The sequence below is a fragment of the Pseudoalteromonas sp. NCCP-2140 genome (assembly GCF_023708065.1).
GTDB lineage: Bacteria > Pseudomonadota > Gammaproteobacteria > Enterobacterales > Alteromonadaceae > Pseudoalteromonas.
This window is the reverse complement of record NZ_BRCZ01000007.1, coordinates 14149-40671: the sequence shown is the minus strand read 5'-3', so window position 1 is coordinate 40671 and position 26523 is coordinate 14149. Positions and strand designations below refer to the sequence as shown.

At 42.1% G+C, this 26523-nt stretch carries 25 protein-coding genes; 12 read left to right on the top strand and 13 right to left on the bottom strand.

Features of this window, described 5'->3' with window-relative positions:
• Positions 1–2 precede the first annotated feature (2 nt).
• The 11 genes from NFU46_RS14630 to NFU46_RS14580 all read left to right on the top strand — a co-directional run bounded on the left by NFU46_RS14630 (position 3) and on the right by NFU46_RS14580 (position 12149).
• On the top strand, positions 3–764 hold the full coding sequence (locus NFU46_RS14630; protein WP_054552326.1) for a 3-hydroxybutyrate dehydrogenase: 762 nt from the start codon (positions 3–5) through the stop codon (positions 762–764).
• 9 nt (positions 765–773) lie between these two features.
• Positions 774–1481 carry a CoA transferase subunit A gene (locus NFU46_RS14625; protein WP_063527828.1) on the top strand — a complete coding sequence of 236 codons (708 nt, stop codon included), beginning with the start codon at positions 774–776 and terminating at the stop codon, positions 1479–1481.
• An 11-nt stretch (positions 1482–1492) separates the two neighbouring features.
• The gene (locus tag NFU46_RS14620; protein WP_054562936.1) at positions 1493–2152 is read left to right on the top strand and encodes a 3-oxoacid CoA-transferase subunit B; all 660 of its coding nucleotides are present in this window, start codon (positions 1493–1495) and stop codon (positions 2150–2152) included.
• Positions 2153–2379: 227 nt separating this feature from the next.
• Complete coding sequence (locus tag NFU46_RS14615) at positions 2380–3621, top strand: OprO/OprP family phosphate-selective porin (protein WP_175079423.1); 1242 nt, start codon at positions 2380–2382, stop codon at positions 3619–3621.
• Between the two features lie 12 nt (positions 3622–3633).
• Positions 3634–4599, top strand: a complete 966-nt coding sequence (locus NFU46_RS14610; protein ID WP_370316435.1) for a tripartite tricarboxylate transporter substrate binding protein — start codon at positions 3634–3636, stop codon at positions 4597–4599.
• Positions 4600–4608: 9 nt separating this feature from the next.
• The gene (locus NFU46_RS14605; RefSeq protein ID WP_054562934.1) at positions 4609–5073 is read left to right on the top strand and encodes a tripartite tricarboxylate transporter TctB family protein; all 465 of its coding nucleotides are present in this window, start codon (positions 4609–4611) and stop codon (positions 5071–5073) included.
• Between the two features lie 3 nt (positions 5074–5076).
• Positions 5077–6615 (top strand): tripartite tricarboxylate transporter permease, encoded by a 1539-nt coding sequence (locus tag NFU46_RS14600; protein ID WP_054552331.1) that lies wholly within the window; start codon positions 5077–5079, stop codon positions 6613–6615.
• Between the two features lie 14 nt (positions 6616–6629).
• Entirely contained in the window at positions 6630–8252 is a 1623-nt protein-coding gene (locus NFU46_RS14595) for a sensor histidine kinase (protein ID WP_251602775.1), read from the top strand.
• A gap of 37 nt (positions 8253–8289) precedes the next feature.
• Positions 8290–9018 carry a response regulator gene (locus NFU46_RS14590; RefSeq protein WP_166341214.1) on the top strand — a complete coding sequence of 243 codons (729 nt, stop codon included), beginning with the start codon at positions 8290–8292 and terminating at the stop codon, positions 9016–9018.
• A 209-nt stretch (positions 9019–9227) separates the two neighbouring features.
• A complete protein-coding gene (gene fusA / locus NFU46_RS14585) occupies positions 9228–11315 on the top strand; it encodes an elongation factor G (protein ID WP_251602773.1) in 2088 nt (695 codons plus the stop codon).
• Between the two features lie 432 nt (positions 11316–11747).
• Positions 11748–12149 (top strand): hypothetical protein, encoded by a 402-nt coding sequence (locus NFU46_RS14580; RefSeq protein WP_251602771.1) that lies wholly within the window; start codon positions 11748–11750, stop codon positions 12147–12149.
• A 259-nt stretch (positions 12150–12408) separates the two neighbouring features.
• On the opposite strand, the gene NFU46_RS20545 is transcribed toward NFU46_RS14580, so the two are convergent.
• On the bottom strand, positions 12409–12510 hold the full coding sequence (locus NFU46_RS20545; protein ID WP_405030679.1) for a GlyGly-CTERM sorting domain-containing protein: 102 nt from the start codon (positions 12508–12510) through the stop codon (positions 12409–12411).
• Positions 12511–12851: 341 nt separating this feature from the next.
• On the opposite strand from NFU46_RS20545, the gene NFU46_RS14575 reads away from it, so the two are divergent.
• Positions 12852–13637, top strand: coding sequence for a hypothetical protein (locus NFU46_RS14575; RefSeq protein ID WP_251602769.1), 786 nt, complete (start codon positions 12852–12854; stop codon positions 13635–13637).
• 52 nt (positions 13638–13689) lie between these two features.
• Here the strand turns inward: NFU46_RS14575 and NFU46_RS14570 are convergent, their stop codons facing one another.
• The 12 genes from NFU46_RS14570 to NFU46_RS14515 all read right to left on the bottom strand — a co-directional run bounded on the left by NFU46_RS14570 (position 13690) and on the right by NFU46_RS14515 (position 26362).
• Positions 13690–16467 (bottom strand): ExeM/NucH family extracellular endonuclease, encoded by a 2778-nt coding sequence (locus NFU46_RS14570; protein WP_251602767.1) that lies wholly within the window; start codon positions 16465–16467, stop codon positions 13690–13692.
• A gap of 132 nt (positions 16468–16599) precedes the next feature.
• The gene (hemB, locus tag NFU46_RS14565; protein WP_062566302.1) at positions 16600–17610 is read right to left on the bottom strand and encodes a porphobilinogen synthase; all 1011 of its coding nucleotides are present in this window, start codon (positions 17608–17610) and stop codon (positions 16600–16602) included.
• 13 nt (positions 17611–17623) lie between these two features.
• On the bottom strand, positions 17624–19480 hold the full coding sequence (locus tag NFU46_RS14560; RefSeq protein WP_251602764.1) for a diguanylate cyclase: 1857 nt from the start codon (positions 19478–19480) through the stop codon (positions 17624–17626).
• 1 nt (position 19481) lies between these two features.
• Positions 19482–20264: a TatD family hydrolase gene (locus tag NFU46_RS14555; RefSeq protein WP_251602762.1), complete on the bottom strand. Its 783-nt coding sequence runs from the start codon at positions 20262–20264 to the stop codon at positions 19482–19484.
• Positions 20264–20800, bottom strand: a complete 537-nt coding sequence (locus NFU46_RS14550) for a hypothetical protein (protein WP_251602760.1) — start codon at positions 20798–20800, stop codon at positions 20264–20266. The genes NFU46_RS14555 and NFU46_RS14550 overlap by 1 nt, the downstream gene beginning before the upstream one ends.
• A complete protein-coding gene (tatC, locus tag NFU46_RS14545; protein ID WP_251602758.1) occupies positions 20801–21541 on the bottom strand; it encodes a twin-arginine translocase subunit TatC in 741 nt (246 codons plus the stop codon).
• Between the two features lie 50 nt (positions 21542–21591).
• Positions 21592–21924 (bottom strand): Sec-independent protein translocase protein TatB, encoded by a 333-nt coding sequence (gene tatB / locus NFU46_RS14540; RefSeq protein WP_054562925.1) that lies wholly within the window; start codon positions 21922–21924, stop codon positions 21592–21594.
• 5 nt (positions 21925–21929) lie between these two features.
• Positions 21930–22169, bottom strand: a complete 240-nt coding sequence (gene tatA, locus NFU46_RS14535) for a Sec-independent protein translocase subunit TatA (RefSeq protein WP_054562924.1) — start codon at positions 22167–22169, stop codon at positions 21930–21932.
• A gap of 76 nt (positions 22170–22245) precedes the next feature.
• Entirely contained in the window at positions 22246–23847 is a 1602-nt protein-coding gene (gene ubiB / locus NFU46_RS14530) for a ubiquinone biosynthesis regulatory protein kinase UbiB (RefSeq protein ID WP_251602756.1), read from the bottom strand.
• A gap of 17 nt (positions 23848–23864) precedes the next feature.
• Positions 23865–24470 carry an SCP2 domain-containing protein gene (locus tag NFU46_RS14525; RefSeq protein ID WP_251602754.1) on the bottom strand — a complete coding sequence of 202 codons (606 nt, stop codon included), beginning with the start codon at positions 24468–24470 and terminating at the stop codon, positions 23865–23867.
• Positions 24471–24498: 28 nt separating this feature from the next.
• Positions 24499–25254 carry a bifunctional demethylmenaquinone methyltransferase/2-methoxy-6-polyprenyl-1,4-benzoquinol methylase UbiE gene (gene ubiE / locus NFU46_RS14520; protein WP_055020565.1) on the bottom strand — a complete coding sequence of 252 codons (756 nt, stop codon included), beginning with the start codon at positions 25252–25254 and terminating at the stop codon, positions 24499–24501.
• Between the two features lie 121 nt (positions 25255–25375).
• On the bottom strand, positions 25376–26362 hold the full coding sequence (locus tag NFU46_RS14515) for a GGDEF domain-containing protein (protein ID WP_055020636.1): 987 nt from the start codon (positions 26360–26362) through the stop codon (positions 25376–25378).
• Positions 26363–26523 lie beyond the last annotated feature (161 nt).

The window sequence follows — 26523 nt, the reverse complement described above, 5'->3', positions numbered from 1 at the left end:
CGATGAGCAAAACAGTTTTAATTACCGGTGCAGCCAGTGGTATTGGTCTATATGTTGCCCAGCAACTGGCGATGCAAGGTCACACTATTATTGTGACTGATTTAAATCAGCAAGCAGCACAACAAGCGGCAGCAGGCATTGTTGAGCAAGGTGGTAGCGCCGAAGGGTATGCACTCAATGTGGCTGATAGTGATGCAATAGAGCAGTTTTTCACTGAGCTTAATCAGCCAATTGATGTACTTATTAATAATGCAGGTATTCAGCATGTTGCAAAGCTTGAAGATTTTCCGGCTGATAAATGGCAGTTCTTACAGCAAGTTATGCTCGTTGGCCCGGCGATGATGACCAAGGCGGTACTCCCTCGCATGCGTGAGCAAGATTTTGGTCGCATCATTAATATTGGCTCAATTCATGCCATGGTGGCGTCTAAATATAAGTCGGCTTATATCGCTGCAAAACATGGCTTAATCGGCTTTGCTAAAACCATGGCACTTGAAACTGGCGATGCCAACATCACGATTAATACCGTGTGCCCAGCGTATGTAAAAACACCGCTTGTGGAGCAACAAATTGCCTCGCAAGCTAAAGAACATGGCATTTCGGAGCAACAAGTGATCGACACAATTATGCTAGCACCGATGCCGAAAAAAGCATTTATCGGCTTAGATGAGATCCTGCATACCGTTAGCTTTTTAATGGCCGATGCAGCACGCAATATTACCGCCCAAGCAATCGCCATTGATGGCGGTTGGACTGCACAGTAGGAGGAGCCAATGGCAGGTTTTGATAAAGTAGTTACAAGTTACAGCGAAGCGATGGCTGGTCTTGAAGATGGCATGACAGTGATAGCCGGTGGTTTTGGCTTATGCGGTATTCCTGAAGGACTGATTGCGCAAATTAAACGTCAAGGCACCCGTGATTTAACAGTGGTATCGAATAACTGTGGCGTTGATGGTTTTGGTTTAGGAGTGCTACTTGAAGACAAGCAAATCAGTAAGATGGTTGCCTCTTACGTTGGTGAAAACGCGCTATTTGAGCAGCAACTATTAAATGGTGAACTTGAAGTTGAGCTCACACCGCAAGGCACTTTAGCTGAAAAAATGCGAGCGGGCGGTGCGGGTATTCCTGCATTTTATACCGCAACGGGTGTCGGTACTCCGGTGGCTGACGGTAAAGAAACTCGCAATATTAATGGTCGCGATTATTTATTAGAGCCAAGCATTACTGGCGACTTTGCGATAGTTAAAGCGTGGAAAGCAGATCGCTACGGTAACTGCATTTATCGTCATACGGCGATGAACTTTAATCCGATGGCAGCAACCGCTGGCAAAATTACGGTTCTTGAAGTTGAAGAAATTGTTGAGCCTGGGGAGTTAGAGCCAAGCCAAATTCACACGCCGGGTATCTATATTGACCGAGTGATTAAAGGTGAATTTGAAAAACGCATCGAGAAAGTTACCACTAAGCAAGAGAATCAATAAGGAGCACGCTGATGGCATTATCACGAGAACAAATCGCTAAACGCGTGGCGATGGAACTACAGGATGGTTACTACGTTAACTTAGGCATAGGTATTCCAACCTTGGTTGCTAATTATGTCCCTGATGGCATCGAAGTGATGCTGCAATCTGAAAATGGTTTACTCGGTATGGGGCCATACCCAAGTGCAGACCAAGTTGATGCCGATATGATCAACGCAGGTAAAGAAACGGTCACTGCTGCAACGGGGGCGGCTATATTTAGCTCCGCAGAAAGCTTTGCCATGATCCGCGGCGGCCACGTTGATTTAACCGTGCTGGGTGCGTTTGAAGTGGACCAAAACGGCAACATAGCCAGTTGGATGATCCCGAAAAAGCTGGTTAAAGGAATGGGCGGTGCGATGGACTTGGTGGCTGGTGCTAAAAACATTATTTGTACCATGACCCATGCCAACAAGCATGGTGAATCAAAACTGCTGACCGAATGTAGTTTACCGTTAACGGGCGTTGGTTGTATCAATAAAGTGATCACCGATTTGGCTCTTTTAGAAATTAAAGACGGTGCATTTCATTTATTAGAGCGTGCCCCAGGTGTCTCGGTTGATGAGATTATTGCTAAGACACAGGGCAAACTTATTGTCTCTGGTGACGTTCCTGAGATGACTTTTAGCTAGTTTTGCGACTTTTAAGCAGCTAATTTGCCTAGATTTTATACTAACCCCCAGTAATGTGCTTTTTGTTCATGAGTTTTATGAACAAAAAGCCATTTATCACCATCAATGCAACTTACCCCCTAAACATTTCGTTAATCTATCGTTAACACTATGCTCCAAACCAGATCGCCATTTGCAGTAGGCCGATCAACGACAACAAATAACTATAATCTGGTGTGGAGTAATTCATGAAAGCAAGTAACACACAGCTCGCTTTAGCCGTTGCAGCGGCGTTAGCAAGTACATCAGCATTCGCACAAAGCGACACTGAACAACTACAGCAACAACTCGATGCACTTCAAAAAGAAGTGGATTCATTAAAAACATCTAGCGGCTTCAACCTAGAATTTGGTGGTCGCGTGCAACTTGATTACAACTATTTCGACGGTGCTTACAATGCCGACAATGATGGCGCTGGAGGCAGCGACTTCTTCCCACGTCGTATCCGTACTTATGTTGAAAGTGAACATGGCAACTGGGATCACAAATTACTACTCGAATTTTCTGAAGGCACGGCTGAAATCGTGTTAGCGCGGGTACGTTATGCATTCGACAACGGCTTAAAAGTAAAAGCCGGTAAAATCCGTGAAGACATGTCGCTCAATGCGCTAACCAGTTCTAAACACATTAATACTATTGAGCGTAGCACCCTTGCTAACACCTTCTCGCCTTTCTTCCGCTGGGGTATCTCGGCTTATCAATACTTTAAAGATTCAGGCTTACGTTACGCCGTGGGTGTTTACAAAAATGATGCGTTTGGAGCATCGGGCCATGACGAAGATGACAAACTAACATTGGCTGTAACAGGTCGCTTAACCTGGTCAAGTGCAGCGCCGGGTGATGTGATTCATTTAGGTGCTTGGCACTCTTATCGTGATATGGGCGACAATGATTTGAGCGCTCGTTTTGCCCGTGGTGAAGTGCGTGAAACCAATGTTCGCTTAGTGGATTACGCAGTCGGTGGTGAAGCCGCTGCGCTAAATAGCATGTCGCAAAGCGGTCTTGAGTTTGCCTACCAAGCTAATGCATTCACTCTAGAGGCTGAATATGCCAGCCGCTACCTCGATACGGTTGATAGTAGCAACGAACTTGATGGTGAACGTTTTGATGGCTTTCATGTATCGGCAAGTTACTTCTTAGGTGGTGAGCAGCGCCGTTACAAAGCAGGCTCAGCATTATTTGTACAACCGAAAGGGATTAAAGATGCATGGGAGCTTGTTGCCCGTGTGTCACAAATGAACGCTAGCAGCAAACAGCAAGGTACCGACGTAACCACTTATACGTTAGGCACATCATATTACCTAAGCAGCGATATCAAATTTATGGGCAACCTGATTTACAGCGATGTTGATGGTGCCGGTGCTTCTACGCTGGTAGGTGATGAAGATTCAGGTATGGGCATCAGTGCTCGTATGCAGTACTTATTTTAGGAGTCGTGCATTATGACTATGTTTAAATCATTAAAAAGATCTGTTTTAGCAGCTTCATTATTAGTAGCCAGCCCACTGGCTTTAGCAAACTTACACTTTTTGGTACCGGGTGGCCCAGGCGGCGGTTGGGATACCACCGCGCGTGGTGTCGGTGAAGCAATGGTAAAAGCGGGCATTGAAGACAATGCATCGTTTCAGAATATGTCGGGCGGCGGCGGTGGCCGTGCAATTGCTTACTTGATTGAATCGGGCACTAAAAAAGGCGATATGTTGATGGTTAACTCAACGCCTATCGTACTGCGCGCATTATCAGGCAAAATTCCTTACAGCTATCGCGATTTAACACCCGTTGCCAGCATGATTGCTGATTATGGTGCATTTGTGGTGCGTAATGACTCGCCATTTAAAACATGGCAAGACGTTATTGATGCAATGAAAAAAGACCCAGGCTCTGTAAAAGTAGCAGGTGGCTCTGCGCGAGGCAGCATGGATCACTTAGTGGCTGCACAAGCGGTTAAAGCGGCGGGTCTTGATGGTCGTCGATTACGTTACATTCCTTACGATGCCGGTGGTAAAGCGAAAGCTGGTTTATTGTCGGGTGAGGTCAACTTACTTTCAACAGGCTTAAGTGAAGCACTCGAAGTCGCTAATGGTGGTCAGGCACGTATTTTAGCGGTGACTTCTGCAGATAAACTGCCAGATTACCCAGCAATTCCAACCTTAAAGTCGCTAGGTTACGACATGGAGTTCGTAAACTGGCGCGGCTTTTTTGCAACCCCAGATTTACCAGCAGACAAACTTGCCGAGTACACAGAAAAGCTACGTAAGTTGCAACAAACCCCTGAATGGGAAGCGGTTCGTGCCCGCAATGGTTGGCTAAATCTATTTCAAGAAAAAGAAGCGTTTATTAAATCGCTTGAGCAGCAAGAAGCGCAATTACGCGTTGTAATGAAAGAACTTGGTTTTATCCGAGGCTAAGGTTAGACGATGTTAAACCGTGAACTAATTGGACCAAGTTTATTCTTGGTCCTCTTTACCCTCTACGCCCTTGTGGCTTGGCAAATTCCACTTATGCCATTTGAAGAGTACGAAAGCGTTACTTCTGCAACCTTACCAAAAGTGTATGCAGTATTTGGTATCGTGGTGTGTGTACTATCGATTGGTGCCAACTTATTAAAGCAAGCGCCTGCAGAAAAAGCAGAGCTACTCAGTAAGGGCAACTTACTACGTACCTTTGCATTGTTGGTTTTAATGGTTGCTTATAGCGCCATGCTTGAACCGTTCGGTTTTTTAATTGCCACCAGTGCATTTTTAATTACGGGCTTTTTTATCATGGGCGAACGCCGTAAGGCAGTGTTGTTGTTTGCTTCTGTGCCTGTGGCCGTGGTTTTTTGGTTTTTAATGACACAAGTACTGGGCATTTACTTAGTACCTGGCAATCTGTGGAGTTAAGTTATGCTTGATGGAATTATGTTAGGTTTGTCGACCGTACTCGACTGGAACAACTTGTTATATGTGATTGTTGGCTGCTTTGTTGGCACGTTTATCGGTATGCTACCTGGCCTTGGCCCAATTACCGCGATTGCGTTGATGATCCCGATCACTTACAGCATCGGTGCTGATTCGGGCATGATTTTAATGGCCGGTGTTTACTACGGGGCTATATTCGGTGGCTCTACTTCTTCTATTTTGATTAATGCGCCGGGTGTGGCGGGTACGGTAGCGTCATCGTTTGATGGCTACCCGCTAGCAAAGCAGGGTAAGGCAGGTAAAGCCCTTGCGATTGCAGCTTATTCATCCTTTATAGGCGGGACGATTGGCGCCATTTTATTGATGGTGGCTGCGCCATTATTAGCGAAAGTGTCATTAAGTTTTCAGTCGCCTGATTATGTTGTACTGATGTTTTTAGGCTTAACGGCCATTGCCGCGTTCTCTAATAAAGGGCAATTTTTAAAAGCTATGATGATGACGGTATTTGGTTTGATGCTGGCAACTGTAGGTATTGATCCCTCTTCAGGTACCGAGCGCTTTACTTTTGGCCAAGCTGATTTATTAGATGGTATTAGCTTTTTATTAGTAGCAATGGCAACGTTTGCGTTGGCTGAGGCGCTGATTAATGTGGCACGCCCTGAAGCTGAACCAGATAAAAAAATTGATGATCCAGATACGCCAAAAATTGGCTCAACAAAACTGACTAAAGAAGAAGTAAAAGACATGGCTCCTGTAGTTGGGCGCTCATCTTTACTTGGCTTTATTGTCGGTGTTTTACCGGGCGCAGGGGCAACCATTGCCAGCTTTATGGCCTATGCGACTGAGCGTAACCTTGCTCCAAAGGCGCTGAAAGATAAATTTGGTAAGGGCTCAATGCGTGGCTTAGCGGCACCTGAGTCAGCTAATAATGCAGCCTGTACTGGCTCATTTGTACCATTACTGACATTAGGTATTCCGGGCTCTGGTACAACAGCGATCATGCTAGGTGCATTAATTGCCTACGGTATTCAGCCGGGCCCTATGTTAATGCAAGAAAACCCAAGCGTGTTTTGGGCAGTTATTGTTAGTATGTACTTTGGCAATATTGTACTGCTGATTTTGAATCTGCCGTTGATCCCATATTTCGCTAAAGTGTTGGCAATGCCTAAATCTGTGCTGACAGTAATGATTTTATTCTTCAGCCTTATTGGTGTGTACTTAGTGTCATTTAACACCTTTGATTTATTTATGATGGTGGGCTTTGCGTTGGTGGCTTTAGTGCTTCGATTATTAGCTTTCCCGATGGCGCCTTTATTACTGGGCTTTATCCTCGGTGATATGATTGAGCGAAACTTCCGCCGTGCCATGATGATTTCAGATGGCTCGCTGAGCTTTTTATGGGACCGCCCATTAACACTGAGTATTTTTGTGATTTCGATCTTAGTGTTGTTGTTCCCGCTGAAAGACTATATTGTCCAACGTCGTAAAGAAAAAGCAGCTACGCAAGCAGAGCAACATGCGTAGAACAAGGCACTGATATGAGATACACCAATAAGCTAAACCCATTTCAGCATGTGGTTAAAAAACCTAAGCGCTTAGAAACGCGGCTCATCATTTGGGTTACCGGTCTATGTGTTTTACAGGCTGTATTGTTTGGCGCTTTGGTGTATCAGATCACTGCAGAAAGCTTACATAACCACATGGGTGATAAAGCGCTTGCGCTCGCAACCAGTATTGCCTCACGGGATGACGTGCAAAACGCATTGCAAACCAAGCAAGGGCTTGATGAGTTAAATACGCAAATAGAGCATATTCGTGAACTCACCGCAGCCAGCTTTATCGTGATTGGCGATAACAATACCCGCCGCATTGTTCACCCAGACCCCGACAAGCTAGGTAAGCCGATGGTGGGTGGTGACAGTAAAGCGGCACTGCGTGGTGAGCGTTATGTGTCGATTGCAAAAGGAAGTTTGGGCGAGTCTATTCGTGGCAAAGTCCCCGTGCTCTCAGAGCGAGGCGAAGTCATCGGCTTGGTATCGGTTGGCTTTTTAGTGCAATCAATTGAACCGCTTATTCGTGCTCGCAGTGCTGAAATTATGCTTTGGGGTTTGTTGTTAGTCGGTTTAAGTATTTTGGCCGCGGTGTATATTGGTCAACGGGTTCGTAATGCTATTTTTGGGTTACAGCCTGACGAAATAGCACGGTTGTTCTCTGAGCAAGATGCTATTTTGAATACTGTTCGTAGCGGCATTATCGCCCTCGATCCTGAGGGTAATGTACGTAACTTAAACCAGCGTGCCTGCGAAATCCTCGGTAAACCGACCAGCTGTATTCATCAGCCACTTAAGCTTGCAGATTTGCTTCCTGAACATAGCGAGTTTTTAATGCATAACCAACAGCGTCCGATTGTTGGTTTTGAATTATTTGCCGCCGATAAACGCATTGTGTTGTCGCGATATGCATTGCAAGTGCAAGGTCAGGCTGATGGCATTTTGCTGAGTATGCGCCCTGCGGATGAACTTGAATATTTATCGCAGCAATTAACCAAAGTGCAAGCCTTTGCTGAGTTATTACGAGTGCAAACGCATGATTACTCGAACAAGCTAAACTTAATTGGTGCGTTAATTCAGATGGGGCAAACGGATCAGGCGATTGAGCTAATTGGTCAAGAAAGTAAAGGCTCGCAAGCGCAGATCCATCATTTGCTCGAAAGGATCCAAGATCCGGTACTAGCAGGTTTATTGGTTGGTAAATACCATAAAGCCCGTGAATTAAACGTGATACTTGAGCTTAATCCAGATAGCTTATTAGGACCGATCACTCGTAAAGATATGCTTGAACGGGTTGTCTCGATACTTGGCAATTTGATTGATAACGCAATTGAAGCCGCTATTCGAGCTAGCGATACACGTACCCCTAAGGTTCGTGTTACGGTTGATGAAACCAGTAAAACATTATTGTTTGATGTTGAAGACAGCGGTTTTGGTTTAGGCGATGACAAGGATGTGATATTTACACCACAATACAGTTCTAAGTCAGGGGCTGAGCATGGTATCGGCCTTTATTTAGTTAAAACCAACTTAGATTCGTGTCGTGGTAGTTTAGAAATAGGTGAGTCTGATCTGATGGGGGCACGCTTAAGTGTCTACATTCCAAAATAATAAAAAATGATCAGCCTATAAATAAAAGGTAAAGAACATGACTTACTCAGTTGTCATTGTTGAAGACGAAGTAGAAGTTGCTCAATTATTGGCGCAATACTTATTACTTCCTCATGGCGTTGCTGGCCAACAAGGGGCGCGGCAAACATTGCGTCAGGGGCAATATCAGGTTGTGGGTATTGCCGGCAATCTTGCCACCGCGAAAGCGTTATTATCGGCGATTAATGCTGATTTAATTTTGCTCGATATTCATTTACCCGATGGTAATGGTCTTGATTTACTTAATGAATTACGCCGCGAAGAAATGAAAAGCGAAGTAATGCTGTTAACCGCTGCAAAAGAAGTAGAAACACTGGAAAAAGCCATGCAGCTTGGTGCCTGTGATTTCTTAGTTAAACCATTAATGCTAAATCGCTTAGATCAAGCGCTAGCGCGATTTGAAGCAAGGCAGCAATGTTTGTCAGATGCCGATGAAGTAACCCAATCTATGGTCGATACTTTATTTGGATCGCAAGAGCAGTTAAAAACCCCTGTCAGGCTGCCAAAAGGGGTGGATCAGCTTACTTTGCAAAAGATCTTAAAAGCTTTTAAAGCGAATATTGGCACGGCTTTTACTGCTCAACAAATGGGTGATTTAGTCGGCGTAAGCCGCTCAACAGCCCGTCGTTACCTCGAATACTTGCTTGAAGCTGAGCAAGTCAGTGCTGATCAGAGCTACGGAAGTATCGGGCGACCCGAGCGTTGTTATAAAATGACTAGCAGCTAATCACATCATTTAATTGCCAAATCAGCGCTAAATTAGCGATTTTAGTAGCATAAACTCACTGTTCGGCACGTTAAAAAGTGCCGCTTATCCTGAGCATAGAAAAATTTTATAAAATTGATTGCATTTTAAGCGACTTCGATGGTGATGTTCGCTTTAAGTAATGCTATACTCCCGCCGAATAATTTTTCGACTTTATTAAGAGTAAAATAATGGCAGATTTATCGAAGTACAGAAATATAGGTATTTTCGCCCACGTTGACGCGGGTAAAACTACTACCACCGAGCGTATCCTTAAGCTTACGGGTAAAATTCACAAAAGTGGTGAAACGCATGACGGTGAGTCTACTACTGACTTCATGGAACAAGAAGCTGAGCGCGGTATTACAATCCAATCAGCAGCTGTAACTTGTGAATGGAAAGGCCACCGCTTAAACGTTATCGATACTCCGGGACACGTTGACTTCACAGTAGAAGTATACCGTTCACTTAAAGTACTAGATGGCGGTGTTGGTGTATTCTGTGGTTCTGGTGGTGTTGAGCCGCAGTCAGAAACTAACTGGCGTTATGCGAACGAATCAGAAGTTGCACGTGTAATCTTCGTAAACAAACTAGACCGTATGGGTGCTGACTTCTACCGTGTAGTTGATCAAGTTAAAAAAGTACTAGGTGCTAACCCACTAGTTATGACTTTACCAATCGGTATCGAAGACCAATTCATTGGTGTTGTAGACGTACTTGAGAAAAAAGCATACGTTTGGGATGAGACAGGCCTTCCTGAAAACTACGAAGTACAAGACGTTCCAGCTGATATGGTAGACAAAGTTGATGAATACCATGAAATGCTTGTTGAGTCTGCTGTTGAGCAAGACGAAGACCTAATGATGGCTTACATGGAAGGTGAAGAGCCTTCTTTAGAAGACATCAAACGTTGTATCCGTAAAGGTACTCGTGACCTTGCGTTCTTCCCGACATACTGTGGTTCTGCATTCAAAAACAAAGGTATGCAGTTAGTACTAGACGCGGTTGTAGATTACCTACCTTCGCCTACAGAAGTTGATCCACAACCTCTAACTGATCCTGAAACTGGTGAGCCTACTGGTGAAGTTGCTACAGTTTCTGCAGATGAGCCACTTAAAGCGCTTGCGTTCAAAATCATGGACGACCGTTTCGGTGCACTTACGTTCATCCGTATCTACGCTGGTCGCATGAAAAAAGGTGACACAGTACTTAACTCAGCAACAGGTAAAACAGAGCGTATCGGCCGTATGGTTGAGATGCAAGCTGACGACCGCAACGAGATCTCTGAAGCGCAAGCAGGCGACATCATCGCTGTTGTTGGTATGAAGAACGTTCAAACTGGTCACACTCTTTGTGATCCTAAGCATGAATGTACACTTGAAGCGATGATCTTCCCTGATCCAGTAATCTCAATCGCTGTTGCACCTAAAGATAAAGGTGGTAACGAGAAGATGGGTATTGCGATCGGTAAGATGGTTGCAGAAGATCCTTCATTCCAAGTTGAAACAGATGAAGATTCAGGCGAAACCATCCTTAAAGGTATGGGTGAGCTTCACTTAGATATCAAAGTAGATATCCTTAAGCGTACTTACGGTGTTGAGCTAGTTGTTGGTCAACCTCAGGTTGCTTACCGTGAAACTATCACGAAAGAAATCGAAGATAGCTACACGCATAAGAAACAATCTGGTGGTTCTGGTCAATTCGGTAAGATTGATTACCGCATCAAGCCAGGTGAGCCTAACTCAGGTTTCACATTCACATCTTCAGTTGTTGGTGGTAACGTACCTAAGGAATTCTGGCCTGCAGTTGAGAAAGGCTTCGCATCAATGATGCAAGAAGGTGTTCTAGCTGGCTTCCCAGTATTAGACGTTGAAGTTGAACTTTTCGACGGTGCTTTCCACGCAGTTGACTCATCAGCAATCGCGTTCGAAATCGCTGCTAAAGGCGCTTTCCGTCAGTCTATCCCTAAAGCGGGTGCACAACTTCTTGAGCCAATCATGAAAGTTGACGTATTCACTCCGGAAGACAACGTAGGTGACGTAATCGGTGACCTTAACCGTCGTCGTGGTATGATCAAAGACCAAGAAGCTGGCGCAATGGGCGTTCGCATCAAGGGTGATGTACCACTTTCTGAAATGTTCGGTTACATCGGCCACTTACGTACTATAACTTCTGGTCGTGGTCAGTTCTCTATGGAGTTCTCACACTACGCACCATGTCCTGCAAACGTTGCTGAAACAGTAATCGCTGCAGAAAAAGAGAAAAAAGCTGCTAAGTAATTAGTCTTTTAACTTCTTTAAAAAAACCCGCACTTGTTGCGGGTTTTTTATTGCCTAAACATCGTAAATGTATTGTCGTAATTTTTTCGATTACAAAATAATCACTTCTTATCTTTATAGATTAACCCATCATTCAGTCTTAAATGATTAATGTATCGGTACAAGTATCGAAATTTTAAAGTGCTTTTAACTAATGATTAGTCATTAATATTGCTGATTATTGACTTGTACGATTTTAATACAAAGTTCATTTTCCAAAAATATATAAGGTTATTAGTAAGTTGTAAGTTGGTTATTTTATCCTAGTATAAAAGTGCTTTTTCGTGCCTTGTGTACCTTTTTTGCACCATGTAAAATGGCGACCGAATGATTTTTTAATCATTTTGTATTAAACGTCTGCTTATTAAATATTACAACTAAAGAAACATTTTCATGAAAACGATTAAGTTAAGTCCTAATTGGACTCTACAGGGAAGCAAGATAGCATTAGCAATTCTTGTTGCATTAAGCGTTATACTGCTAGGTGCATCATTTATGATGATACTGTTACCTATTTTGCTACTTTTTATCTTATTAAATTTCTTACAAATACGCTTTTTATACTGTTACAAGGCGGGTGTTTGCCATTCGAGTGGGTTTGGTAAGCGTTACATTAACGCTGAAGATATAGTGGCCGTTGAATTTAACCAAGTGGCATTTGTTACTGTTTTTAAAGTTACCCTAGTTAATGGTAGCACTAAACAGTTTTTTAATTGGCAAATTGATGATCAGCAACAGATAGAAATAATAAAACTTTACCAGCGAGTTGGTGATGCCGAAAATGCAACACTGTAGTGTAATACCAATCCGCAATAATACTTAATCATTTTGAGGGATTAAACCTGTCGCTAACGGCGTTAAAAATTTCTGATTTAGAACAACTAAATAACGAAATTTTTGCCTTGTTATCAACGAGGTTTTATTGCCTCAAAATAGACCACTTAATTAAGCTAATTGGTATAAAGCCTAATACTAGCAAGTCTCAATAATGCTAAATTAGCTGAGTTGAAATAAAAAGGCCGCTAAAAGCGGCCTTATTCATATGCAGAGTCGTTTATTTTTTCATACGACGACGAAGTGAAAATGGTAAAGCAAGTAAGCTTAACCAAGCAAATGAACCAGAATCATCGTCTTTTGACTCTTCTTCCGCACTGATTTAAAACATATCTGTGTGCCACTAACAATATTAGAGCCTATTTAAGGCGTATTATAAATTTAAAGACTTATTTTATAATCTTTGAATTTTATTGTTGACTTTTTTTGGGGTTTTACTATTTATTAGAAAGTAGTCAGTTATAAATAATGGCTGCCATTATTAATGGATTTAATATGATAATAAAAAATATTTTATGTTCTAATTAGGAGGGAGCATGAGTAATACATTAAGAATAATCTTTTATATTGTACTTTTTTTGCACTTATTCTTCATATGGAATCACCCTTATAAAGTCTTGTAATAATTGCAGTGAAGTTCAATATAAATATAAAGCCAAAGAAGTGTCTATTAATGGTGCTTACGTTATTGTAATCGACTCTGAAAATTCTAGTGTAGTGGCATTTAGAATTATTAGATCTAAAGTTGATGACGACATTGATATATCGATACCTAAACCAGTTTCTGTACCTGATGAAATCAAATCAACTTTCTCTGAAGCTATTTTATCAAGGAATGATTATTTAGATGACTTACAGAGAGAGTTTGGCTCAACATCAATTAACTTTTCAATAATAGAGTCAGACATTTATGGTGCAGGATTCTATGCTATTCAATCAACAGAATCAGACCAATCATCTGATTCAATCAATGCATTTGATTTTATGTCAAACTCTTCTTTGCGAAGGCAAACATTTGATCGTTTAACTACTCAGTATCCAAGTTATATGAAATTTAATGGTCTATGGAATAAAACGGTAAATATCATAGGTACTTCATTTGGAGGGCAAGCTGTGAGTATATCCGCAGACTTGAGTGTTTTGGCTTTTATGCCTACCTTAACCTTTGAAGATGGGTCTTATGTTATCGCTGAATATAACATGGATACAAAGACTTTTGCTGTGAAGGAAGGGGTTGATGAAGGAGGTAATGATATACCTAATAACGCAAGCTATAGTATTGGTGGTGTTTATAAAATAAATAGCTCAAAGCACTATAGGGATCTACAAGAATATATGAGTTACTTTTGGTTAATTAAATTTATATCAAGGGGTACAGGGCAATCATGTACAATGAGTTGTAGAGTCATAACTTCTGAGCGTTATGAATGTACTTATCATTGTAAGTAACATTTGTGATGAAAAGGCCGCGAAATGCGGCCTTATTCATATGCAGAGTCGTTTATTTTTTCAAACGACGACGAAGTGCAAATGGTAAAGCAAGTAAGCTTAACCAAGCAAATGAACCAGAATCATCATCTTTTGATTCTTCTTCTGTTTCATCTTCTTCAACTTCTTCAGTTGCATCATCTGCTTCATCGTTAGTAATGTTGATGTATAGCAGTTGTGCTTCTGATAGGTTACCTGCGCTATCTTCTGCACGGATCATCAGTGTAAGTTTGTCTTCTTCTTCGAAGTCTAGCTCTTTAGCCACTGTGATTTGACCTGCAGCACTGATTGCAATCGCATCAGCATGCTCACCTTCAATGCTAAAGCTTACTACTGGGGTGTAATCAGCATCACCATCAGAGAAAACTAGTTGGCCAATCACAGCGCCAATTTCACTATTTTCTACGATTTCGAATGATTGACTCGCTTCGATTACTGGCGCCTGCTCTGCAGGAATAGGCTCTGCAGATTGAATATCAACAATTACTGGGTCGTGATCAGATGCGCGGTATGCATTGTCAGCGTATAGGCTAGCTTGTTGTGTCGATGACTTATACTCAAGGTTGTAGTCTAGGCTGATTGGCTCATCGGCATTGATATGCCAATCCGTAGCAGCGACAACTTTAGCAAGCATAGATTCAGAGACTAGTGCGTGGTCAAGGCTACCAATGCGGCCAGAGAAGCTATAAGAGTAACCTAATGTGTCGCCGTCTAGTTCAGCAACCGCACTCTTGAGACCTTTATCTGCGAATGCACGGATAGGATCTTCCATCGCATAAGAGTTCATATCACCGACTAGGATGATATCTTCATCTTCAACTTCAGTTGGGTAAGTTGCTAACCAATCAGCATATGCATTTGCACCCGCAACACGGATTTCATTCCAACATGCTTGACCATCGCCTAAGTCAGCATTATTACCTTCAGCGCTACCACAGCCGCCTTTAGATTTTAGGTGGGCAACGGCAACAGTGAAGATTTCTTCGCTTTCAAGAGATTGGAAGCTTTGTGCAATTGGCGGGCGATTACTGTAATCGAAAGGTTCTACTGTAGTATGAGCAGCCTTACCAACTTCAGATACTTTATTTGAGCGATAAATCAGTGCTGTTGTGATTGCATCAGTACCAATTTGGTCAACACCGAAATCAACAAATGCGTAGGTATTTTCTGCATCTTCATCATTAAGTGCAGATACTAGGCTAGCAATAGCGCTATTTTCACCGAAACCGTCATTTTCGATTTCCATTAAGCCAATAACATCAGCGTTAATAGCTGTAATTGCACTAACTAATTTAGCTTCTTGGCGAATCAGCTCTTCTTCGCTATCTGCACCACGGCTAGTAGGGAAGCCTGCGCCTTGGCCATCACCATTGAAATAGTTTAATACGTTGAAGCTTGCTACACGTAGGTCTGCATCTTCGTTAAGCTCTGGTGCATCTGTACGAGGGTTAGTCGCAGTGAACTCAGGCTGTACTGTAGGGTGAATACGGTAACGGTCGAAGCTGTAACCCATTACACCCGTAATCGTATTAACAGTATCACCTAAACGTAACGTGTTATAGGCATCAAGACCCGTACCTGGGTAGGCAATAGGATCAAGGTTTTGCTTTGTTGAACCATCGTCGATTAAGATTTGTTTTTTCAGGTTTTCAGCTTCAACAGCATTTGCTGCATCACCTGGTAGCGCAACTTGAGTACCTTGGTATAAACGCTCAGTACCTAAGTCAACTTCACCATAGCGACCAAGACCGTAGTTGTTATTAACGACTAAAGGTTGATCTATGGTCACTAACATACCTTCGTAAGCTTCAAGGTCTGCAACGTCAGCAACTGGTAAAGTGATAGCAGTTGCGTCAGTAGATAAACCTGTCGCACAGATCTCAACTTGGCTAACATCGCCTAGTTGTGTTGCGCTGTAGTATTCAGCCACGCTACCTTTAACGCGCACATGGTCACCAACAGCAACGTCGGTATCTGCGAAATAAACGAATACACCTTCAGAAGTAAGTGGGTTTTCATCAATATCAGCAGCAAGTGAGCTAATGAAGAAACCTTTTAGTTGGTCATCACCTTGGAAGTCAGCTGTAACAACACCTTCAACTTCTACTTCAGTGTCTATAAGCGGGCTGTCGCCGCCTTCACCTTGAATTGCGCTGATTAAGGTTTTTTCTGCACCACACTCAAGAGGAGTAACTGGCTCTGGTTCAGGTGTTGGCTCAGTGCTCTCACCATATTGACCTATATTGCTGAAATCGTCTTGGTCGAATTGCTCCCACTCATCGCTTGGGTTAAACGCTGAGGTTGCATCAGTACGGCCTGAAGTGATTGTAGCTTTACGGCGAAGTGTTTTATTTTGTGTTGATACGCCGCCTTCGTCCCATGCTGAACCTGGATCTACGCCCAGTTGACCAAAGCTATCAACAATTGCACCGTCTTTAGTTAGCACTAATGCGTCATCACCGTTGAAATAAGTGATTGTTGATTCAGTGTCCGCGTTGGCTTTTAACTCATCTGCAGAGCCTGCATTAACAATAACGTAAGTTGCATTTGCTGCAAGAGTACCGGTTAAAGCTAAGCTGTTATTAGGGTCTGCTAGGTCGCCGTTACCATTTGAGTATAAAGAGATGGTGTAACCGTCAAGTGATAGCTCAGCACTAGAAGTGTTGTAAAGCTCTACCGCTTTATTGTTAGAGCTTCCTTCAACGTATTCAGAGATGATTAGGTTGGCAGAAGCAGGTGCGCTCAGGCTTGCAATCACAAGCGCGAGCGGCGTTAATTTTGTATTTATCATTATTTTTCCCGTGTATGTATTATTAAAGTCCCAATATGGGACACAGTACTTTAAGAAAAATCTATGACAAATTAAATACAAAATGTTAATAAAATAGGAATAATTACCAATTTTTAGAACATTTACTTTAGATTAGTTATTTTTTAACCAAATAGCTGCTTGTTTTGCAAAATAAGTCAGGATGCCATCGGCGCCAGCACGTTTAAATGCTAGTAATGATTCCATGATTATTGCTTCTTCTGCAAGCCAGCCGTTATCAATGGCTGCTTTATGCATGGCATATTCACCACTTACTTGGTAAGCAAAAGTGGGTACACCAAACTCATCTTTTACGCGACGTACTACATCTAAATAAGGCATACCTGGTTTTACCATCACCATGTCTGCACCTTCTTGCAGATCGAGGGCTACTTCACGAATTGCTTCATCAGAGTTCGCAGGGTCCATTTGATAGGTCTTTTTGTCGGCACCTTTTAAGTTGCCTGCAGAACCTACCGCATCACGGAATGGGCCATAATAGCTAGAGGCGTATTTAGCAGAGTAAGCCATGATACGAGTGTGGATATGGCCTTCGGCTTCGAGTGCTTCACGAATTGCACCAATACGTCCATCCATCATGTCTGATGGTGCAACTACATCCGCACCCGCTTCGGCATGCGATAGCGCTTGTTTAACTAAAATTTCAGTTGTTACATCGTTAATCACATAACCGTCTTCATCGATAATGCCGTCTTGACCATGAACGGTGAATGGGTCAAGTGCAACATCTGTGATCACACCTAATGTAGGAAAAGCTTCTTTAAGCGCGCGGACAGTGCGTTGTGCTAATGCATCTGGGTTATAGGCTTCTTCAGCAAGTAGAGATTTTTTATCGCTCGGTGTTACCGGGAAAATAGCCACTGCAGGAACACCTAATTCAACAAGCTCTTTTGCTTCTTCAAGTAGTAAATCGATAGAAAGACGCTCAATGCCAGGCATAGACTCAATAGCTTCGCGGCGGTTTTTACCTTCTAACACAAATACAGGAAAAATAAGGTCATTAACAGTTAGTTGGTTTTCAGCCATTAGGCGACGAGAGAAGTCATCACGACGCATGCGGCGCATACGTGTATAAGGGAAAAGGTCGAGTCCTGATTGGGCCATGCTTTGTATACTCCTAGTCTGGTAGAGGATAACTCACTACGCGATTTCGACCTGTTTGCTTGGCATGATATAAGGCTTTGTCGGCATAGTCAGTGAATAAACTTGGGTTATTAATGTCTTCAGCAATTGCGCTGTAAACACCTGCACTCAAAGTAAATTTAATCGTTGTTCCGGCAACTATTATATCAGTATTTTGGGCTGCTTTGCGTATTTGTTCGGCAATTTCTAATGCACCTGTCAGTGGCGTATTAGGCAACAGCACGACAAATTCTTCGCCGCCGTAGCGCGCCACTTCATCGAGAGGTCGTTTCAGGTGCTGCTTGATGACATCGGCAGCTGATTGAATAGTTTGATCACCGGTTAAATGACCGTAGGTGTCATTAATTGCTTTGAAATGGTCAATATCTAACATGATGATGGCTAAAGGTGTTTGTTCACGTCGCGAGCGACGAATATCCATCAGTAGCTTTTTATCGAAGTAACGGCGGTTCTTGGTTTTTGTCAGCGCGTCTTCCATATTGAGTTGTTCAAGCTCTCGGTTTTTCTCTTCAAGCTCGCGTAATGTCACTTGTAACTCAAAGGTACGCTCCTCGATATTCGCTTCAAGGTCTTGGCGAGCTTGTTCTTGCAGTTCAAGGCGCTCGCGCATTAAGGTATCTTTAGCTTTGCTTTCAGCTAAGGCATTTTGTTGTGCTGCAACTTCAGCATCGCGCTGCATCAAAAACAGTTTTATAACTGCATAGCTTAAACTTAAGCTACAAACCAAAAAGCAAATAAAGGTAAGTGAAAGTACCCCGATATTTAAATTAAACGGGTTAAATACCCCAAGTGCGCTGTAAATAATAGCGCAGAAGAAAGCAAATAGGGCGATTAGAAAAGCGCTACAAGGCTGTTTATACTCACGGTTAAACTGCTTTAGAGCAATACTTGCAAAGATGATAAGCACCACAGGTAAACTTAATAAGCAAAGTGTAATTGCAATATGAATTGGTAAGAACCACATTATTAGGGTGACAAGCACTACGACCCACGCTAGCCAATACTGAAAGCGATTTAAGCGAGATTTGGTAAAGCCAAATATATACCCTTGCAATGGCACAAATAACGCACCACAGATAAAAAATAGAGTCGGTATGGTGAGTTGTTGAAACGATGAACCGCTCGGTTGTAAGTATCGATAACCAAAGCCATAAAGGTAGGCTAACGACAACCAAAGTAAGGTAAGTAATAACCCTGTGTAGGCGAAATAGCGGCGTCTAGAAAAGCCATAAAGTACTAAATTAGTGAGTGCGAGAGATAAAATAAAACCGACTAATAAGCCGTACAATAAATTGAACTTACTTTTATGTTTTAGATATTCAGAGGGGCTCCAAAGGCTTAGAGGCACTCTTAAACCGCCGTTGTTTTTAACTTTAAGGAAGATTTCGGAATGACTGGCTTTTGGAATGGTTAACGAGACTAACAGCGATTCATTTTTAATTTGCCGATTGGCTAAAGGAACTGCGTCACCTATTTTTGTGTTAAATAACACATGCCCACCTTGCAGGTGAAAGACTCTTACTTCATCAAGCAAAGGGTTATCTATCGATAATATAAGTGGCACATCATTTAATGAGGTGTTTTTTATCGATAGCTTGAGCCACAGAGGCTTTAAAGTCATGCCTAGATTTAAGGTTTCACCTCTGTTTTTCAGCCATTTTACATTAGCATTGCTAAAAGCTTGTTGTTGAGTAATAGGATCAAGGGTGTACTCAACATTTAGCGTGTGTTGAGATTTAAATTGTGAGCTAACAATAAGTGGGTTAGCCAATAAATAAGGAGTAAATAAAAAAACGAAGAGTACGCCACAAAGTGACCATAGGCGCTTCATCTTAACCCTTTATGGAAAATAATTGCTGAAAGTTTAGTGTAGTTTGTTTTGCCACTTCAGTAAATTCACAGCCTTTTAAATCAGCAATTTGCTGACACACATAAGGAAGGTTCTGAGGTTCATTGCGACGAGATTTCGGTCTTGGTCTAATATTTCTTGGCATTAAAAAAGGCGCATCAGTCTCGATTAACAAGCGACTTAAAGGGATTGATGGCACTAAGGCTTGTAGTTGCTCCCCGCGGCGTTCATCGCAGACCCAGCCCGTAACACCGATATAAAGCCCCATTGCTAGGTAACTTTGGAGCGCTTTTTCATCCCCCGTGAAACAGTGCAATACGCCTCGGACCTTGAAGTCACTTAAAATTGTGAGCATATCTTCACTAGCATCTCGCTCATGCAAGTACACCGGCATGTTCAGCTGCTCAGCAAGCTGTAACTGGCGTCTAAAAACGCTGCGCTGTACATCACGAGGAGAAAAGTCACGATTGTAATCGAGGCCACATTCACCAATAGCAACTACTTCCTGGTTTTGGCTAAGCGTTGTTAAGTGTTCTTCGAGGTGTTCGTCGGCGGTTTTTGCATCATGAGGGTGAACCCCCGCAGTGCAAAATTGCTTAAACTGTTTGGCGAGGTTAAGAGAGGCTTGGCTACTTTGCAGATCGCAGCCAATCAGCAGTAGCTGTGCTACGTTAGCCTCAGCGGCGCGTTGTAACACAGCGTCATGAATATCATCAAATTGATGATTGCTTAAGTTGACGCCAGCATCAACTAGCGAAATGGTCATTAGTTAGTGCGCTTTACACGAATCATACGATTTTGGCCTTCAATCTTTAAAAGGAAAGAATTGAAGATTCCACGTTCAATAATCACAGTGTCATCAACTTTTAGCTTTAGTCTATCAGAGCCAACTTGGCGCCATTGCTGACCATTTTCAAGCTCAATGATGAGCTCACCGTATGGTGCTTTTCTCACGCTTTTTACACTAGCGCTAATCTGGTCATCGTTTACTTTGGCAACTTCTTTATGCTCTAAACCAAAGTCTTCATTTTTTGTTTTTACAATTTGTTCATTTGTTGCGGATGCAGCGGCAACGGGTGCTGCCGTAGCTGCTGCAGAGCTTGCTACAGGTTGTTCTATTTGTTTTTTTATAGCAGGTTTTGATAGTGATTTACCCGCCATTACGTTGTCGTAACAAAGTAAGCGGTTAAAATCATTTTCAACAAAAGTACATGCTTGTAGTGCTTGTAAGTTAACTTCGTTTGCTTGTGCAGTGCCAGTAATCGTTAACAGTGCAACTAATGGAATGAGTTGTTTTTTCATTTATTCCTCTGATTCCTGTTGAGGTTTGGCGGTATAAAATGCAGCCAAAATTAAACCTAATTCAAATAATAACAGCATGGGTAATGCTAGTAATGTTTGTGACAGTACATCAGGAGGTGTTAAGAACATAGCAATTACAAATACACCTACCACGATATAAGGCCGTTTTTCTTTTAAACTTTTCGTTGTTGTTGCGCCACTCCAGCATAACAGCATGATGGCAACAGGTATTTCAAACGCAATACCAAAAGCAAAAAACAGTTTTAAAGCAAAACTCAAATAGCTACTAATATCAGGCGCTAATGTAATCATATCAGGGCCAGTGCTAGTGAAAAACCCTAAAATAATGGGTAACACCACAAAGTAGCAAAATGCGATACCACTATAAAATAGCAAGATGCTAGAGGCCAAAATTGGCATTAGCATACGCTTTTCATGTTGATACAAGCCAGGTGCTATAAAACTCCAAACTTGGTGCAGTATCATAGGAATAGCAGCAAATAACGCCACAAATAAGGTGAGTTTAAACGGTGCAATAAAGGGGGATGTAACATCCGTTGCGATCATGGTGGCAGTGCTAGGCAAGTTTGCAATAAGTGGTGCTGCAATAAAATCATAAATTTCGTTGGCAAAGTACACCAAGCTAATAAATATAATCAAAATGCTTAACAAAGCTTTCATGAGTCGATTTCGTAACTCAATTAAGTGGCCAACAAAGCCTGTGTGAGCTTGCTCGGTCATAGTTTACTATTCATCATCATTGTTATTGACCACAAAAGCAGAGATTAAATTCACTTTTTTTCGTCATTATTGTTACTTTCTGCTTTTTCAGGCGTGTCTTTTTTGTAACTGTGGGTGACTGACTGAGCAGCCTTTTGAAGTTCGTTTACAGAGTCTTGCAGATCTGGAGATAGTTCTTGCAAGTTTTGTTGCTCTGCTTTTTTTAAGTTTTCGTGAAGCTCATGGATACGGAGTTCTTCGTTCACTTCTGCTTTCACTGAGTTGGCGACTGACTTTAAGGTTTTTACCCAGCGGCTAACCGTGCGAATTGCCACAGGCAAGCGCTCTGGGCCTAATACAATTAGACCCACGATCAGTACGACAACAAGTTCCCACATCCCCATATTGATTAAGCCTTATGGTCGTCTTTGCTTTTCTCTACGGTTTCTTTGTTTTGCGTGTTAGAAGCTTGTTCTATTTGCTCGCTTTTAGCGCTAGCTTGGTCATCATCAGACACGGCTTTTTTAAAACCTTTTACTGCGCTACCTAAATCACCGCCGATGCCACGAAGTTTTTTTGTGCCAAATAACAACACGATGATTGCCAAAATAATGATTAATTGCCAAATACTGATACCACCAAAACCCATGGGTTACTCCGTTTTTTCAAATTTATCGAATAGACTTGTCTCGATTATACTCACCAAAACATAAATAGCACTTAGTTTATGCACTACGCCACGCTGCAATAAAGCCTGCTATAGCAAAGCCGGCGGTAATTGCACTGGCAACTAAGTCATGCTGCAAATAACATAAGCCTGAAACAATCAAGCAGTTGCCAGCAAAGATGCTCAGTAACAAAGGTTTAGCAGATTGCGGCGCTGGCAATTGTACAGGTTGTTGTTGACGCTTTAAGTTTTGATAAATTAAATCAGGTAATTCAGGCATTTTTTCTGCCCAAAATGGCAAGTTCGCATACATTTTTTTCATTACTGCAAGCGGACCAACTTGTTCTTTGACCCAATCTTCTAGAAAAGGTTTAGCGGTTTTCCATAAATCAAGCTGCGGATACAGTTGTCTGCCAAGGCCTTCAACATACAACAGCGTCTTTTGCAGTAACACTAATTGCGGTTGAACTTGCATATTAAAGCGACGAGCCGTATTAAACAGGTTGACTAACACATGGCCAAACGAGATTTCGGCCAGTGGTTTATTGAAAATAGGCTCACACACAGTACGAATCGCAAACTCAAACTCTTCAATGCTGGTATCGGCGGGTACCCAGCCAGAATCAACGTGTAGTTGTGCTACTTGGCGGTAATCACGGTTGAAAAAGGCAATAAAGTTTTCTGCTAAATAGCGCTTATCTTCACGATTAAGGGTGCCAACAATACCGCAATCAATACCGATATATTTTGGATTATGAGGGTTTTCACGAGAAACGAAGATATTACCTGGGTGCATATCAGCGTGGAAGAAACTATCACGGAATACTTGTGTGAAAAATACTTCGACACCGCGCTCAGCTAGTAGCTGCATATTGGTATTTTGTGCCAGCAATGCTTCGGTATCAGATACTGGAATACCGTAAATGCGCTCCATTACTAATACGTTACTGCGGCTGTAGTCACTGTAAACAAAAGGAATGTAGAGTGAATCTGAGTCTTCAAAGTTACGGCGTAGCTGAATCGCATTCGCCCCTTCACGCATTAGGTCGAGCTCATCGAGCAAGGTTTTTTTGTACTCGTTTACTACCTCAATAGGGCGTAAACGCTTGGCTTCTTTTAATAACTTAGCCACTAAGCGTGCGACTTTTTGCATTAGCATTAAGTCGGCATCAATTTGCTCTTTAATGTTAGGGCGAATGACCTTAATCACTACATCTTGTGGTGCGCCATGCTCATCAATTAAGGTTGCCGTGTGAACTTGTGCAATCGAGGCTGATGCTAAAGGTGTTTGCGAAAAATCACTAAACAATTCACTAATATCATTAATACCCAGCGCCTTTTCAATAAGCTGCTGGGCAAGTTCACCTTCAAAAGGTTCAACCTGATCTTGTAGTAGTGCAAGCTCTAAAGCGACATCATGAGGGAGTAAATCACGGCGTGTTGAAAGCATTTGGCCAAACTTGATCCATACAGGGCCAAGCTCTTGCAGAGCAAGTCGTAAGCGCATACCTGCAGGTTTATCTTTATGTTGGTTACGTAACCAAAATAAGCTGCCACGGGCGAGTTTGGCAAACCAAGGCACTCGTTTACGTGGAATTAATTCGTCTAAGCCATAGCTCAGTAGGGTTTTAGTGATGTAATAAAGACGAGCAGACGACACACAAGTTCCTTAGCGCATTAGCGAGACTGTAACAGCGCGTTAATTCGCATCTCTAATTGAGATACTTGGCTTTTTAATTGGCGGTTTTGCTGTTTAAATTCAGCAAGCTCAAGAGGGTGTATGGTCACTGCTAACTCATCTTGGCAAAGTGTTGTTAAGGTGTTTTCTAACTTGCTTTTCGTTTGTGAGCCACGACGTTTTAAAGCTTGAATAGAGAGCCACAACTGTTGCGCTGGGGCATCGCCAATGTACCGAGAAAAATGTTCTGGCCAATCAATATCAAGCTCAGCAAAGGCATTACTGAAACCTTGTGCAAGATTTAAGTCGCCTTGTAAGTCGAGCTTATCTTGGCGAATGAGTTGCGTGAGCATTGATGGATCTTTAAGCGCCAACAAGGTGTCGATATCGGCGCTGATCATGCAATCAAAACTACGCTCTTGCGTACTGTATAAGTGAATTTGCTCGTCGCTGTAAACACACAAAATTGACTGTTGCCAATCACGTATCTCAATCAACAGCTGTTTATCAGCAATTGCTGCAAGCTTACCCTTTAACTGAGGGTCTAACTGCAGCAGGTGATTAATGATTCGTTCGACTAGTGATAACAGAGCGTTTGCTAACATCGCGTTACCTACTTAATTTACAGAATTTTTAGTATTTAAAACCACGGTGAAGGGCAACAATACCGCCAGTAAGGTTTTGATAACTGGTTTGTTCAAAACCAGCATCTTCCATCATGCCTTTTAATGTTTCTTGATCTGGATGCATACGGATTGATTCAGCAAGATATTGATAAGACTCGCCATCATTCGCAACCAGCTCACCCATCTTAGGTAAGATATTAAATGAGTAGAAATCGTAGGCTTTACTTAATATTTCTTGTTCTGGTTTTGAGAACTCAAGCACGAGTAAACGGCCACCAGGCTTAAGAATACGATACATTGAGCGTAGAGCTTTATCTTTATCGGTCACGTTACGAAGACCAAAGGCAATCGTAATTAAGTCAAAGCTGTTATCAGGAAATGGTAATGCTTCGGCATTCATTTGAACATATTCGATATTGCCAACACGACCAAGGTTACGCAGTTTCTCACGGCCAACTTTCAGCATTGAAGAGTTAATATCGCCTAAGATAACCTGACCGGTTTCACCCACTAGCTGACTAAATTTAGCGGTTAAATCACCTGTACCGCCGGCAAGATCTAATACATAGTGACCTTTGCGAACACCTGAACTTGCAATAGTTTGGCGTTTCCATAAACGATGAATACCGAACGACATAAGATCATTCATTACGTCATACTTTGCAGCGACTGAGTGGAATACATCTGCAACCATTGATGCTTTGTCGTTTTCAGCAACGGTTTTATAGCCAAAATGCGTGGTCTTTTCTTGATTCTCGTTCATGATTAATCTCTATCGTGGCAATAAAGACTAGTGTACTTGATTGTAGCTGTGGGGTGCAATTTGATTATAACTAAATCATCAGATTAGCGTGGCTTTTCATGACTTAGCGCAGTTTTGAACTTTATTGGCCAGCAATAAAACTACTTTGTCCAAGTGACTTGGCTTTAGCGGCTGCTAAAGAGGCTTTACGAGCTAAACTGTTAAAGTCGCCATCGCCTTCATGTTTAGCGATCCCTAAAGCAAGAGTGATAGCAGGAAGTTTGGTGCCATTTTTTGAGCTGACAAAGCGCAGCTTTTCTACGCCATTTCGTACTTTTTCGGCAATTAAGTTTGCAGTTTCAGGCTCTATATCAGCAAGTAAGATGGTAAATTCATCTTTACTTGTGCGCCCAGGTAAACCGCTTTCTTGTACGTACTTTTGCACTTGCTTGGCGACTTTACTCAAAATGACTTCACCAATGACATCGCCATAATTTTCAATAAAATGATTTAAGTTCTCAATGTGAATAGAGATAGCACAAACCGCTTTATTTTGGCCGACCCAGAGTTGGGTTTGTTGATTCAAGTAGTGGCGCTTATATAAGCCAGTTTGTTGGTCGGTAATGTGTTGTTTGCGTAATTGAGTGAGTTGTTTTTGAGTTTTTTCTTGCAGTGATTTGGCTTTTGCTATTTCTTGCTTAAATTGACGATGCTGGTTGAGCAGTACTTCTGATTGTTTACTGAGCATTTTTAATGCGTGACGCGTTTGCTCAATATTGTTTTCATCGATTGAATGCACACAGTCACTAACTTGATCAGCAAAGCGCACAATATTTTGTTCGTTATTGCTAGCATTACGTGAAAGGGTGTTAATTACTGAGTCAACGTTGCGAACAATGGCGGTTTTCATTTTATGGCCTTGCTCTATAAAATCGAAATAAAGCTGTTCTACATAGACACAATCGATGGTTTTTCTTTGTGCGATGGCACGGTCAATAGCGGCGTTAAGTTTTGGGTTAGACTGGCTGACGTAGGTGTAAACAACTTGGTAGTTAAGTGGTGACGGCGGTAATGCATGATGTTCTAAAAAGATACATACCTTTGTCATTTTTTCTTGAGCAATAGCCATGGGATCATGGAACATCATTTTTCAATACCACTAAATACGCATATCAACCAATTAATCATCTCTTCCGTAAAGTTTATTTGCTTCCAAGCATAAATACTGAGTCTACAGTAATCTGTAATCATTCTATTTAAAAGCAAAATCGCTAATTTTGGAACTTAAAT